The 13,255-nt window shown below is 57.0% G+C and carries 17 protein-coding genes and 1 pseudogene; 13 read left to right on the top strand and 5 right to left on the bottom strand.

The window, feature by feature from the left end; all coding sequences use genetic code 11:
* The 12 genes from F2P67_RS09405 to F2P67_RS09350 all read left to right on the top strand — a co-directional run bounded on the left by F2P67_RS09405 (position 1) and on the right by F2P67_RS09350 (position 9,871).
* Positions 1–750, top strand: coding sequence for a phage minor tail protein L (locus tag F2P67_RS09405; RefSeq protein ID WP_166219714.1), 750 nt, complete (start codon positions 1–3; stop codon positions 748–750).
* A gap of 1 nt (position 751) precedes the next feature.
* Positions 752–1,507 (top strand): C40 family peptidase, encoded by a 756-nt coding sequence (locus F2P67_RS09400; RefSeq protein WP_166219712.1) that lies wholly within the window; start codon positions 752–754, stop codon positions 1,505–1,507.
* Positions 1,508–1,539: 32 nt separating this feature from the next.
* Complete coding sequence (locus F2P67_RS09395; RefSeq protein WP_166219710.1) at positions 1,540–1,884, top strand: hypothetical protein; 345 nt, start codon at positions 1,540–1,542, stop codon at positions 1,882–1,884.
* Between the two features lie 84 nt (positions 1,885–1,968).
* On the top strand, positions 1,969–2,535 hold the full coding sequence (locus tag F2P67_RS09390) for a tail assembly protein (RefSeq protein ID WP_166219996.1): 567 nt from the start codon (positions 1,969–1,971) through the stop codon (positions 2,533–2,535).
* A 58-nt stretch (positions 2,536–2,593) separates the two neighbouring features.
* Positions 2,594–6,157, top strand: a complete 3,564-nt coding sequence (locus F2P67_RS09385; protein ID WP_166219708.1) for a TipJ family phage tail tip protein — start codon at positions 2,594–2,596, stop codon at positions 6,155–6,157.
* 3 nt (positions 6,158–6,160) lie between these two features.
* Entirely contained in the window at positions 6,161–6,517 is a 357-nt protein-coding gene (locus F2P67_RS09380) for a hypothetical protein (protein ID WP_166219706.1), read from the top strand.
* Positions 6,514–7,176, top strand: a complete 663-nt coding sequence (locus F2P67_RS09375) for a hypothetical protein (RefSeq protein ID WP_166219704.1) — start codon at positions 6,514–6,516, stop codon at positions 7,174–7,176. Before F2P67_RS09380 ends, F2P67_RS09375 begins: the two co-directional genes overlap by 4 nt.
* A gap of 28 nt (positions 7,177–7,204) precedes the next feature.
* On the top strand, positions 7,205–8,257 hold the full coding sequence (locus tag F2P67_RS27760) for a phage tail protein (protein ID WP_246226482.1): 1,053 nt from the start codon (positions 7,205–7,207) through the stop codon (positions 8,255–8,257).
* Positions 8,257–8,598, top strand: coding sequence for a hypothetical protein (locus F2P67_RS09365; RefSeq protein ID WP_166219702.1), 342 nt, complete (start codon positions 8,257–8,259; stop codon positions 8,596–8,598). The genes F2P67_RS27760 and F2P67_RS09365 overlap by 1 nt, the downstream gene beginning before the upstream one ends.
* Positions 8,591–8,869, top strand: coding sequence for a hypothetical protein (locus F2P67_RS09360; RefSeq protein ID WP_166219700.1), 279 nt, complete (start codon positions 8,591–8,593; stop codon positions 8,867–8,869). The genes F2P67_RS09365 and F2P67_RS09360 overlap by 8 nt, the downstream gene beginning before the upstream one ends.
* A 58-nt stretch (positions 8,870–8,927) precedes the next feature.
* Positions 8,928–9,350 carry a cell wall hydrolase gene (locus F2P67_RS09355; RefSeq protein WP_166219698.1) on the top strand — a complete coding sequence of 141 codons (423 nt, stop codon included), beginning with the start codon at positions 8,928–8,930 and terminating at the stop codon, positions 9,348–9,350.
* Positions 9,350–9,871, top strand: coding sequence for a lysis system spanin subunit (locus F2P67_RS09350; protein WP_166219697.1), 522 nt, complete (start codon positions 9,350–9,352; stop codon positions 9,869–9,871). The genes F2P67_RS09355 and F2P67_RS09350 overlap by 1 nt, the downstream gene beginning before the upstream one ends.
* On the opposite strand, the gene F2P67_RS09345 is transcribed toward F2P67_RS09350, so the two are convergent.
* Positions 9,843–10,169 (bottom strand): hypothetical protein, encoded by a 327-nt coding sequence (locus F2P67_RS09345; protein ID WP_166219696.1) that lies wholly within the window; start codon positions 10,167–10,169, stop codon positions 9,843–9,845. The genes F2P67_RS09350 and F2P67_RS09345 overlap by 29 nt on opposite strands.
* A 380-nt stretch (positions 10,170–10,549) precedes the next feature.
* Positions 10,550–10,753 (bottom strand): annotated as a pseudogene (locus tag F2P67_RS27755) (tyrosine-type recombinase/integrase); the annotation flags it as partial.
* Positions 10,754–10,917: 164 nt separating this feature from the next.
* Between F2P67_RS27755 and F2P67_RS09335 the strand changes: the two are divergent.
* Entirely contained in the window at positions 10,918–11,352 is a 435-nt protein-coding gene (locus F2P67_RS09335; protein ID WP_166219695.1) for a hypothetical protein, read from the top strand.
* A 526-nt stretch (positions 11,353–11,878) separates the two neighbouring features.
* On the opposite strand, the gene F2P67_RS09330 is transcribed toward F2P67_RS09335, so the two are convergent.
* The 3 genes from F2P67_RS09330 to F2P67_RS09320 form a co-directional block, all read right to left on the bottom strand.
* Positions 11,879–12,394 carry a hypothetical protein gene (locus F2P67_RS09330; RefSeq protein WP_246226481.1) on the bottom strand — a complete coding sequence of 172 codons (516 nt, stop codon included), beginning with the start codon at positions 12,392–12,394 and terminating at the stop codon, positions 11,879–11,881.
* A 36-nt stretch (positions 12,395–12,430) separates the two neighbouring features.
* Complete coding sequence (locus F2P67_RS09325; protein WP_166219694.1) at positions 12,431–12,790, bottom strand: hypothetical protein; 360 nt, start codon at positions 12,788–12,790, stop codon at positions 12,431–12,433.
* 84 nt (positions 12,791–12,874) lie between these two features.
* Positions 12,875–13,144 carry a hypothetical protein gene (locus tag F2P67_RS09320; protein ID WP_166219693.1) on the bottom strand — a complete coding sequence of 90 codons (270 nt, stop codon included), beginning with the start codon at positions 13,142–13,144 and terminating at the stop codon, positions 12,875–12,877.
* Between the last annotated feature and the right edge of the window lie 111 nt (positions 13,145–13,255).

Raw genomic sequence — 13,255 nt, 5'->3', positions numbered from 1 at the left:
ATGCCGCTGATCAGTGACATCCAGGTGCTTGAGCCTGGCAGCGAAGTGCTGCTCTTTGAATTGGACGGCACGGACTACGGCGCGGATGTTCTGCGTTTCCACGGGCATTCAATCCCGTACACGGCGGCTGAGTTGATCGCCGCCGGCGCCAATGCCGATCAGCTCCCCGCGAAGGCAATCTACTGGCAGGGCAACGAGTACGGCGCCTGGCCAATGCAGATCGACGGCATCGAGGCGAATGGGGACGGTACGGCCGTTCGGCCCACGCTGTCGGTAGGCAACGTCAACGGGCGCATCACCGCGCTCTGTCTGGCGTTCGAGGATCTGCTGGAGTTCAAGCTGACGATGCGCCACACGCTGGGCACGTACCTGGACGCGGCGAACTTCCCGGCCGGCAACCCGACGGCAGATCCGACCCAAGAGACGATCGAGGTCTGGTACATCGACCAGAAAACGAACGAGGACGGGGAGAATGTCAGTTGGGAGTTGGCCAGCCCTGGCGACGTCGGTAACGAGTCCATCGGCCGGCAGGCCACGACCCTGTGCCACTGGTGCCTCACCGGCGGCTACCGGGGGGCGAACTGTGGATACACGGGCCCATACTTCACTAAAGACGGAGTTGTCACCGACAACCCCGAACTGGACGAATGCGACGCCACGCTGGGCAAGGGCTGCATCCCACGCTTCGGCGAGGGCAACCCGCTGCCCTTTGGCGGCTTCCCGGCCGTTTCGCTGATCGCACGGAGCTGACATGCGCAAACACATTTTGAACGCGATCCAGGCGCACGCGGCGGCCGAGTACCCGAAAGAGTGCTGCGGTCTGCTGCTGTGCGTCGGTCGCAAGCAGCAGTATTACCCGTGCCGCAACACCTCTACCGATCCGAACGAGGAATTTCGAATCGACCCTGAGGAATACGCGTCGGCCGAAGACATCGGCGAAGTGATAGGCGTGGTGCATTCGCATCCGGACGCCACCAGCAGGCCGTCACCGCGCGACCTGGCCATATGCGAGGCGACCGCGTTGCCCTGGCACATCCTTAGCTGGCCCGAGGGTGATCTGCGCACCGTCATGCCGTCTGGTGAGGTGCCGCTGCTCAAGCGTCCATTTGTGCACGGCGCCTGGGACTGCTGGCAGGTTTGCGCGGACTGGTATAAGCGCGAGTGGGGGGTGGAGTTCGAAGCCTTCAAACGCGCCGACGGCTGGTGGGAGAGCAAGGACAACACCAGCCTTTACGAAGCGAACTACGAAGCCGCCGGCTTCTACCGGGTCGACCAGCCGCAGCGCGGCGACATGATCGTGATGGAAGTAGGGCGCACGGTTTACCCTAACCACGCCGGAATCTTCCTCGGCGCTGATCCGGTACTGCCTGGGGAGGATGCCGCGACGTTCGGCCTTGGCCCGTTTCTGCTGCACCACCTGTATGGCAGGCCGTCCGAGGTCATCGTTTTCGGCGGACCGTGGCTCGAGCGAACTCGTTTGGTGCTGCGCCACAAGGATGCACGGTGATATCGTGGGCCATTTCCACAGGAGTGACCTGCATGAAATTGATAGTAGGAGCGCTGGCTTTGGCGCTGTTGGCGGGGTGTTCATCGCCCGGCGATATCAAAAAGAACGATCCAACCATTAGCGCTTCGACGAATAAGTCGGCGAAGAAGTACGCTCTTTGCGTCTTCCCTCGCTGGCAGGATCAGCGCTCAACTTCCACTATGTCCGAAACAGAGAATGGTTATCGCCTTGTAGTGGCCACCGACATGATGACTGATGAGGTGCTTGAAGTGATCAGCACTGGCGCGGGCAGCAAGGTCTCCCTATATCAGCGTATGCCATGGTCGAAGATGTGGGGCCGCGGCGAGCTTGAGGCTGCTGTACGTGAATGCCTGTGACAAATTCAAATTTATAGAACCGCCAGTTGGCGGTTTTTTTTCGTCAGGAGAAAACCCGTGGCGGCAGCAGCAAACTTGAATTCGATGACAACTATTTTGTTGTCGGGGCCTTTGGCAAAGAGTTTCGGGCGGGCTCATTACCGAGAGCTGGGAAGCAAGTCCGTTGGTGAAGCATTCAAGGCCTTGAAGTGCACAATCGATGGATTTGAAGATGCGATCAGAAATCTAGACCGCCGAGGCATGCGATTCGCGATTTTCCGAAATCGACAGAATGTCGGCGAGAAAGACTTTGCCTTGGGTGGTACGCAAGAAATCCGAATTGTCCCAGTCATCTCTGGCAGCAAGCGGGCTGGTGTTCTTCAAACCATTATCGGGGTAGTGCTGATTGCTGCCTCATTTTTTGCCGGTGGTGCTGGTCCAAGTCTTTTTTCAGCTGGTGTTGGTTTAACTATCGGTGGTGTGGTGCAGCTCCTAAGCCCTCAAGCGAATGGCCTAAAGCAAAGCGCCTCCCCCGAGAACTCCCCGTCCTACGCCTTCGGCAGCGCCAAGAACACCACGGCCAGCGGCAACCCGGTACCGATCTGCATCGGCGAGCGACGGTGGGGTGGGATGATCATCTCGGCCTCGATCCTAGCCGAAGACAAAGTGTAAGCAGGACAGCAGCACACCGACCGCCCGCGAGGCGGTTTTTTTATGCCTGGAGGAAAGCATGGGCGCAGCGGAACAGATCGAGATCTACGGCGAGAAAGGCGGCAGCAGCAAGCCGAAGTCGCCGGTCGAAGCCAGCGATAGCCTGCGCTCGACCAACCTGGCAAAACTGCTGATCGCCGTGGGCGAGGGCGAGTTCGACACCGTCCCGTCCGATTACGACATCTTCCTGGACAACACGCCGATTCGCGATGCCAGCGGCAACTACAACTTCCCTAACGTGAAGTGGGACTGGCGCCCGGGATCGGTGGATCAGACTTACATCCCGGGCATTCCATCCGTCGAGAACGAGACGTCGCTGAACATTGAGCTGCGCAGCGATTCGCCGTGGGTGCGCTCGATCACGAATACCCAGCTTTCCGCCGTGCGCATGCGTTTGGCTTGGCCAGCGCTGCAACGCTCTGATGATCAGGGCAATGTCGGCGGCTACCGTATCGAATACGCAATCGACGTGGCCACCGATGGCGGCTCCTATCAGCAGGTGCTGGTGGATGCGGTCGACGGCAAGACCACCACGCGCTACGAGCGCTCGCGCCGCATCGATTTGCCGGACGCAACAACTGGCTGGCAGATCCGCGTGCGTCGCCTGACGCCGAACCAGAATACCAACAAGATCGCCGACACCATGCTGGTGGCCGGTTACACCGAAGTCATCGACGCAAAGCTGCGCTACCCGAACACAGCGTTGCTCTACATAGAGTTCGATGCCGAGCAGTTCACCAACATCCCGGCCGTGACCGTGAAGTGCAAGGCCCGGCGCTGGATGGTGCCGAGCAACTACGACCCGATCCTGCGCACGTATACCGGGACGTGGGATGGCTCGATGAAGTCGGCCTGGACCAACAACCCCGCGTGGATCACCTACGGTATCTGCACCGAAGAGCGTTTCGGCCTGGGCAAGCGCATCAAGCCGTTCATGGTCGACAAATGGGAGCTGTACCGGATTGCCCAGTATTGCGACCAGCTGGTGCCGAATGGGCTCGGCGGTCAGGAACCTCGCTTTCTCTGCGACATGAACCTGCAGGGCAAAGCCGATGCCTGGTCGCTTCTGCGCGATATCTCGGCGATTTATCGGGGCATGACGTACTGGGCTCAGGGCCAGCTGGTGATGCAAGCCGACATGCCGCGCGCGCAGGACTTCGACTACGTGTTCACCCGGGCCAATGTGATCGACGGTAAGTTCTCCTATGGCAGTGCCTCGGCGAAAACCCGTTACACCCGGGCGCTGGTCAGTTACGACAATCCGGCGAACAACTACGACACCGACGTCATCCCGTTCGCGGATCTGGATCTTCAACGCCGATATGGCGACCGGCCGACGGAACTGAGCGCCATTGGCTGCACCCGCGCCTCCGAGGCTCAGCGCCGTGGCAAGTGGGCAATCCTCAGCAACAACCAAGACCGCACCGTGTCGTTCAAGACTGGCATGGAAGGTGTGATCCCGCTGCCCGGCCACATCATCCCGGTGGCCGATTCGCTGCTCGCTGGTCGTGAAGTCGGCGGCCGCATCTCGGCGGTGGCGGGGCGCGTGATCACGCTCGATCGCGACACCCAGGCCAAGGCCGGCGACAGGCTGATCATCAACCTGCCGGGTGGGCGCGCTGAAGGCCGCACCGTACAGAGCGTGAACGGCCGCGCCGTGACCGTCACGGTTGCCTACAGCGAACCGCCAGTGGTGCAGTTGCAGTGGGCGCTCGATGCTGATGACTTGGCGATCCCGCTCTATCGCGTGCTGCGCACCAAACGCACCACCGAGGGCGACTACGAAATTAGCGCGCTGCAATTCGAGCCGAGCAAGTTCGCTTTCATCGACACCGGCGCACGCCTGGAAGAACGCCCGATCAGCGTGATACCGATCACCGTTGTTCCGGCGCCGGCGAGCGTATCGCTGTCGTCGACATCTTCGGTTGTGCAGGGTCTGGCAGTGGCCACCATGACTATCAGCTGGCCGGCCGTAGACGGTGCGATCGGCTATGACATCGAATGGCGCAAGGACAGCGGCAACTGGATCAAGCTACAGCGCACCGGCATGACCAACGTTGACGTGGTCGGCATCTACGCTGGCGCCTATGTGGCCCGGGTGCGTGCGGTCAGCGCGTTCGATATCACGTCGCCGTGGCGAAACTCTATCCTGACCAACCTCAGCGGGAAGCAGGGGTTGCCGCCGGCGCTGGCTTATCTGACCGCGACACCATTGCTGTTCGGTATCTACCTGAAGTGGGGCTTCCCTGCTGGAGCCGAGGACAGCCAGCGCACTGAGATCTGGTACGGCCCGACGACTGAACTGGATGCCGCTTCCAAGCTGACAGACCTGGCCTATCCGCAGAGTGATTTCTCCATGCTCGGCCTGCGCGCAGGCGTGACCTTTTACTTCTGGGGCCGAATCGTCGACAAGATCGGCAACATCGGGCCGTGGTATCCGATGGGTATCGGCGTGCAGGGGCAGTCGAGTGCCGATGCAGCCGCCATTCTTGAAATGATTGCGGGGCAGATCGGTCGTACCGAACTTGGCGAGGACATCCTGGACGAGATCGACAAGATTCCAGGCTTGCAGGCTCAGATCGATGCACTGGACGGCCTGAAGACTTACAACCCTGACGACACCTACGAGGAGTACGACGTGGTCGTGGTGGGCAAGCGGATCTATCAGGCCACCGGACCGGTGCCGATTGAAACGCCACCGCCGAATCCGGCCTATTGGCTGGACGTGGGCCAGACCGTGCAGACAGCGAACGGGCTCGCCCAGCAGGTGGCGACCAATACCGCCGAAATTACTGAGCTCGACGGCGTGGTCACAGCGCAAGCAACGGCTTCCGAAGCGCTGCGCGCGTCTTGGCGCGATGAGGACGGGCAGGGTGATCTTGATGGAGCCCTGAAGGAGTGGGGTAGCACCGCCGCAATCGCCTCGGAAGAAAAGGTGAGGGCTTCGGAAAATCTGGCGATTTCGCAAAAGACCGAAACGCTCACTTCTAGAGTTGGCGAGAACGAAGCCAACGTAACTGATCTACGCCAGACGGTCGCGACCGACAAGGAAGCCACCGCGCAGGCGATCACTCAGGTGACTGCGAAGGTCGGCGAGAACACAGCTGCCATACAGGAAACGGCTACGGCATTTGCTGACGTAAACGGCAATCTGAAAACGATGTGGTCGGTGAAGATGCAGGTCACCGCGAACGGGCAGTACGTTGCTGCGGGCATTGGTCTCGGTATCGAGAACACCGGGGCCGGATTGCAGAGCCAGTTTTTGGTCAGTGCCGACCGGTTCGCCATCGTCAACACCATCGCAGGTGGCGCCATCTCGGTTCCGTTCGCAGTGCAGGGCGGCCAGGTCTTCATGAACTCGGCGTTCATTCAAGACGGCACAATCACCAACGCCAAGATCGGCAGCTACATCAGTTCCACCAACTACATTCCCGGCCAGCAAGGCTGGATCCTCAATAAAGACGGCACACTCGAAATCAACGGCATCGTGCCAGGGCAAGGGCGTCTGGTGATCAACTCACTGAACGTCTCGGTCTACGACGCCAACAACGTCCTGCGTGTTCGTCTCGGCTATCTGGGGTAATCAATGTCTCAATTTGGCCTGCGTGTCTTTGACGAGAGTGGTCAGCTCGCCATGGACACCAACAGCTTTACCTACCAGGTGATCTGGCAGGGCGTGATTGATTTCAGCGGGACCGTGCCCAGCTATACGCTAAATATCCCGGGCTTCAACCCGGCCAATTGCGTGTTCATGATCATCCCGACAAGAGCGCAGGACGTGCAGTCTTCCGAAACGGATGGCAGTGGAAATCAGAAGTCGTACCCGTACGTCACCACGTCTGCAGGTCAGGTCGTGGTGCGTCCGAAAAACCCGTCCTCCAGCGCTTCAACAATCCAATCAAGGATCGTCGCCAAGGGGTACGCAATCAGGTATTCCACATGACCTACGGCTTTCAAAGCATCAATGACAATTCATTTGTTCAGATTGATTCGGAGGCACCCAGGCTTTGCCTACTCACCAAAGGGACGTATGCAGGTGTCGCTACCGCTACTGGCGCATTCGCGAGGGCGGTAACCAGTCAGGATCCGCCGTTGGTATTCATCCGCCCGAACCAAACCGGTGTGATTCAGGTGCCGATATCTGTTTGGTTCACCGGAGGGCCGGGGAACTGGACGGGCTTCGCAATGAACGCCTCAAAGGTTAACGAAACTCTGAGCGGTCAGTTTTTTGTGGCCGCGTGGGCATCAATGGGGACGGCAGCATACGGAATGCGTCTGTGGGATCAGAACGGCGCGCTTGTCTACGACAGCGGAGCGCCGGCGGTGGTTGTGACGTTTGCTGCCGGCAACTGGACCTACCTTGGAACCGAGCAGTTGAGTGTCGGGCGCAGGTATTTCTGGGGGATTAGCAAAGCCCTCGGGGCAGGGGAGTACGTCTCTTTGAACCCCTTCACCATGAACTGCCACAACGACGGCACCGGTGGCGGATGCGCCCTTGGAGTCGATTACGCAAACGGTCGAATCATGATGTACAGCCTTGCCTTCACGGCTTGGACTGATCAAGGCCACCGGCCATTTCTCTGCGCCAAATTGCTGGCCTGATCCACTCATTTTTTTCTGGAGGTACTCAATGCCCTGGTACAAGGCCGGGACGGTTTCTGTCGTCCAAAATTCCAATGCGGTGATCGGTGCCAGTACCGCATTCATCGCTAATGCCCGTGTGGGCGATGCGTTCCGTGGCCCCGACGGTGGCTGGTACGAAGTCACCAACATCGCTAGCGACACCGCACTGTCGATCGCACCAAATTATCAAGGTGCTGCCAACGCCAGTGGTGCTTATGCACTCGCGCCGATGCAGGGTTATGTCAAGGATTCTGCCGATGCTCTTCGGGCGTTAGTCAATCAGTTTGGCGGTGTGCTGGCTGTGCTTGGAACCACGGCAACAACGGCTGGCGTTCGTGATGCGCTCAACCTGACGAATGCCGATGGGCTTCCTGAAGGGGCGACAAACAAATACCTGACCAATTCCAGAGTTCTTTCGTCGGTCCTCACTGGGCTGGATGTGTCGGTGGCCGGCGCTGTCGTGGCGACGGACAGTGTGCTTGCCGCCATCGGGAAGATTCAGGCAACCAAAGCAGCAAAGGGTGCAAACACTGACATCACATCCCTGACCGGACTGACAACGGCGCTTGCAGTGAATCAAGGGGGAACAGGAGGGAATACCCAGGCGCTGGCGCGAACTGGGCTTGGGCTGAAGTCCGCCTCGACGGCAGATATCCTTGGCACGGTATCTCAGGCGGCAGGAGTTCCGACCGGGGCTCTAATGGAATATGGCACTAATGCGAATGGGGAATTTTGGAAGTTTGCTTGTGGCTTGATGATTTGCACGCGCAGTTCTGATTTCAGCAGCATCATTAATACCCAGCTTGGTGGCGGGTTCTATAACCCCGGAATTAACAACACCGGGATCCCCGCTCAAGACATGCCGGCCAGCTTTATTGCAGCACCAAAAATAAGTATGGCTATGGGGACGGATAGCGCATATGGCACCACTGCATGGCTTGCCGGATCGGAAACTCCAACGGTCAGCAAATGGCCACGTTGTTATCAAATGGAGTTTTTTGCACGAAACAACGTGCAAGTTTATAGAGTTTCTTACATGGCTATTGGGAGATGGTTTTAATGAATATTTTTCTTAGCCCATTCTCGAGCCCGGATCAGTTGGAAATCGTTAAGCGCGGGGATGTCTTGACGATTAATGGAGAGATATTTGACTTCACTCCAATGCGTGAAGGAGACACGCTGCCAGCCGCCGCAATCCAATCCCAGTGGGTTACCCGAGATGTGGAGTTCGTCGATGGCCACTTGGTAGTTACATTGCGGTTTCCCAACCCGCCGAATGCAAGCCTTGAGCAGCGATTCCCTGAACCGCTTTTGAATGTCTTGGATGGGCCGGTGGCTTTCCCGCCACCAATTCCGATGGCTGAGTTTTTAGCAGCGAACGAGGTTCCTACCGATGAGTAACATCGACTGGTCGAAACTGATCACAGCGCAGATGAAGCAGGAGCGATTGGCCGCGGAGCAGCGCGCCCTGAACGTATTGACTGAGGACGATTGGCGGGTGACTGAAATGTCGGAGATTGCCAATCAGTTGATCGCCATCGAGGACGGAGCAGAGGACGCACTACCCGGAACCGAAGCTGAATGGCGCGCCTACAGGACGAAAGTTCGCAACTGGAAAGAAGGCGTCGAGTCATTCCCTGATGCTGCACGCCGTCCTGTTCGTCCTTCGTAAATCAACATCATCCGTAGGCCCGCCATCGAGCGGGTATTTTTTTGCCTGGAGAAAAGTGATGCCAGTAACTGAGAAAGACCGCGACATTCTTGCCCGCACGATCTGGGGTGAGGCGCGCGGAGAAGGCACGGCCGGCCAGATTGCCGTGGCGTGGACAATCCGCAACCGCGTGTTCGATGGGAAGGAAAAGTCGTGGTGGGGTGAGGGCTACGCAGGCGTTTGCCAAAAGCCTTACCAGTTCAGTTGCTGGAACAAGACCGACCCGAACTACCAGTTCCTGATCGGCGTGAAGCAGATCCCGTTCCGGGAGCTGGCGCAATGTCGAATCGCTGCTGACCAGGTGATCGATGGGAAGGTGCCTGATCCAACCGGCGGCGCCACGCACTACTACGCCACCAGCATCAAAGCGCCTGCGTGGGCGGCGAAGGCGAAGCAGACTCTTAAGCTGGGCGGACACGTCTTCTTCAAGGATGTTCCGTGATGGTTGTGCCGTGGAAAACGGTGGGCGCGGTGGCACTGGTGCTGATCGGCGCCGGCAGCACCTGGCAGTTTCAGGATTGGCGCTACGGGAAGCAGTTGGCCGAACAAGCCCGGCAGCACGCTGAAATACTCAATCAACTGACCTCGGCCGCCGCCACCGCGCAGCAGGCCGAGCATGACAAACGGCTGGCGCTCGAACAGCTGTTGTCGGCCAGCGAGAAAACCCACTTCAGGAAAATGAGTGATGCCCAACGTGACCAAGATCGCCTGCGCGATCGCCTTGCCACTTCTGATCTGCGGTTGTCAGTCCTCCTCGACGCGGGTTCAGCCAGTGGCTGTTCAGTGCTTGCCGCCACCAGCACCGGCGGCTTGGTTCATGGCCCCGTACGAGCCGAACTTGACCCAGCGCATGCTCAAAGAATTGTCGCCATCACCGATGAAGGCGACCGTGGACTGATTGCGCTGCAGGCGTGTCAGGCCTACGTGAAAGCGCTCAGCTCTCACGATCCCGCGCGTCCCTGAGTAGGCGCTGATTTTCTTGGAAGAGATAGTCTCTCTGGTGCGCCACGTCGGCGAAACTGCGTTTTTCGCTCAGTAAATCCCTTTCGGCATACTGAAGCTTTTCCCTAAGCGAGTTTCTCTCCAGCGTGAGCGCGTCGTTGTCTCGAACCAACCCCTCAATATTTTCAAGTGCCCGATCAAGCTTAAGGGTGAGCGCTTCGAATTCGTTTTCGTACATCCTGAGCTGGTGTCGGCAGGTTTGGAGCGAAGTCGGGTTACCGAGCCAATCGTCGGTGTCTTCTATATAGAGGGGATCCACGGATGGCGCCTTTACTGTGTACTGTTTGGATATACAGTAATCGAGGCGCGACGAGTGGGCGAGGGTGAGGCGACGAGCTGTAGGATTTTGAATGGGTGTACGTCGGCAGGACGCCGGGGAGGGTGTGCGCAAAACCTCCTCTGGAGGCCACGTGTTTCCGTTTGCATAAGCACAAAAAAACGGATGCTTTGCTACTCCTGAAAAGGGTCATTTCTCTTATAAAACAAATGGTTGGGCCTCTACAGTCCCCAGCATGGGGTGCTAGGGGTCGAGTGTTCGAATCACTCCGTCCCGACCATATAATTCAGTGACTTAGCCGCTTTCGAGCGGCTTTGTCGTTTTTGCCATAGTGACTTTTCGAGTGACCTTGGCCTTTTCATTCATGCCTCCCTCCTTTTCAGAATCGTCAGCGCTGGTGCGCGCGAGTCGGTTGCTGATACCTTATTTGCCGCTGCAATGAGCTGATCCAATTCTGCTGCCGAGTAGTGACTGGTAATGCTCCCGTTCTTGTGGCTGAGCAACGCTTTGCGATCCTCTTCAGTTACGCCTGCAGCACGCAGCCTTCCTCCAAAGGAGTGCTTCAAGCCTTTTCCAAACTTGAGGAGCAGGGATCAGGCGAATGCTGAAATCGGCTTGCTCAACTAGTGGCGTGGAGGATAGGGCCTGTCCATCATTCAATCTTTAAGCTTGATATAGTGGCCCATAGCCGGTATTTGTGTGCGCCTCGAAATGTAAGGACGCCCAACTCATGCGAATTCAACAAATTTCTCTCGTCGCCGCTGCTCTCGCAGCAATCACCCTTTCTGGCTGTGTTGCCGCTCCAACATGGACCAACAGAGGACCGTCGACGATTGTCACCGCCAAAGGGATGATTTCTTGCTACGAAGACGCAAACATCATCGATGGAGAGCGGATGCAAGGCACTATTTGCGCCACTCCTGAATCTGGCTTCTTCGGCGGCGGCGAACCAGAGATCTACTTTGGGCCATGGAACCGGAAATTCATGAAGGAACCAGCCAGCACGACAACGGCGGGTGTGACACGAGATTATCAAGGGAAGAAGGTGTTTCTGCAGTGTGACCCGGTTCTTGCACCTGGCACTAAGACTGAAACCGGGCGGGCGTGCAAAGTCACCGTCAACGGCCAGCTCTTAGTCACAGCCAATGTCGAATTCAAAAAATAGAACGTTCCGTGCCGCACTCTGCGGCCCTTCTATGGTGGGGCGGGATGATCATCTCGGCTTCAATCCTCGCTGAAGACAAAACTTGAAAGAGTCATAACTATTGCGAGGCGGAAGGCCGCGGTTGCTTCTTGAATTTTGAAGTCCGAATGTACCTGGCGAGCATCCATAGTCCGCTACCAATTGCGGCGAAGACTAGAGAGAAAACCAAATTAGCCGCTCCCTCTCCAAGCTGTCGGGGCGTTACATAACTCGAAAGCATTTTTATCGAGGAGGTGATGATTGTGTATGCGGTGAAAATCCAGAACCAAGCAGATATTGCGTACACCGGTAGCGAAAGGATGGTTCGTAGCCAAGTCGAAACTTTATTCATCAGCAGTTACTACCTTGATGACTGAGTCGAGCGCCCTATTGCAGGGAGGGCGCTGAGTGCCAATTCCGCCACTGCGACTTTTGCAGAAATGCCGTTATGCCGCCCGCGAGGCGGCTTTTTTATGCCTGGAGGAACGCATGGGCACAGCGGAAAACATCAATTATGGAAAATTATCTGTTGCAGGTATCCGCTCTCAGTGACGAGCAGAGGGTATTTACTTTCGTCTATCAGGGAGTGTAATTGTCTCGAGTGGCTCGATTGGGCAAATGTTACTTGGCATTCAGCGCTATCAAAAAACCTGCGCAGTGATGGAAGTGCAAAATTTAGCAGCGACTTGTCAATTTTCAGAGATGCGGTCACTACGTCAAGTTGCTCGGTCAGGTCTCGGTACAGGTCTATGACCAGAAAGCTTTCATTCAAGACGGACGAATAGACATGGACATCACCTGCACCAACAGGCGTATCTTCAAAGTAATCGTCGTACATTTTTGCAACGTCGATCTCGATGCCTGCTGCGTTCAATACAGCTTCTAAATCAGGATTTGGAAAGTGCTCGTCCTCTGTCCAGGAAACCAAATCGGATATTGATACGCAGATGTCGAACTCATTGGCGATGATGAGAGGCATTAATGGCAGGCTCAGATTATGAATTTTGCTGGCAGAAATAGACAAAAAACCCCGTCCACTCTGGATGGACAGACAAGTCCTTCAACTCCTTGAATCCGCCGTTTTCTGCGCCGTATCCATACAAAGCGAATAAAAACTCTTCTGGAACTCAGCTACCACTTTCTGTTGTTTCTCTGCGTCCGACTCTCGTGGCAAGTCGTAAGCTTTTCCGATCAATCCCTTGTACAAGTTGCCCACGTATTCGCTTTCTTTGCCGGCGGTCTCGGCCATTTCCAGGAGCGTTGAGAAGGGCACGCCTTCCTGCCTGGCTTTCATGATGGCTTTGGCCGAGGTTTCGACTCGCTGACACTCTTCCAGATATTCGCTGGGCAGAGGTGCGCTGTGCGCTACAAGGCTGAAAGTGAGGGTTATTGCTGTTGTAGCCAGACACCGTTTGAGCATGGCACGCCATCCGTGATTTGTGGTCCGGAACGTTATCACTCATGGCTCGGCGCTACCATCTGCGTAACAGGCAAATGCCAAAGCTCACTGGCTAGATTTTTTCACGTCCCGCGAATCACTCGATCCATCGGCATCCTTCTGCGTTTCGTGGTCCTCTGCACCGGAATTAGATCCCGACGCCTCTTCGCCCTTTTTATCGGCCTTGTCTTCTTTGGACTCTGACCCGCCCTGATTCACGCCCGGAATCGCCGAAGGCGGCACCGAGGAACCACCTGTTTTATCCGCGGCCATCGAAAAAAGCGGGCAGATCGAAAACAGGCCAACCAGCCCAAACGCTATGATTTTCTTGTTCATGACAGCACCTTCCGAACCAAGAGGATTACTGCATTGGAAGAACCCGCGTGGCGAACGTGCGGGTCATCAGACCAGCGGCGTCCCTCATTCAGACTAGGCAACCCCGACGAT

The organism is Pseudomonas atagonensis (assembly GCF_011369485.1).
GTDB lineage: Bacteria > Pseudomonadota > Gammaproteobacteria > Pseudomonadales > Pseudomonadaceae > Aquipseudomonas > Aquipseudomonas atagonensis.
Note: the sequence above shows the minus strand (reverse complement) of the source record. Positions and strands in the feature narration are given on the sequence as shown.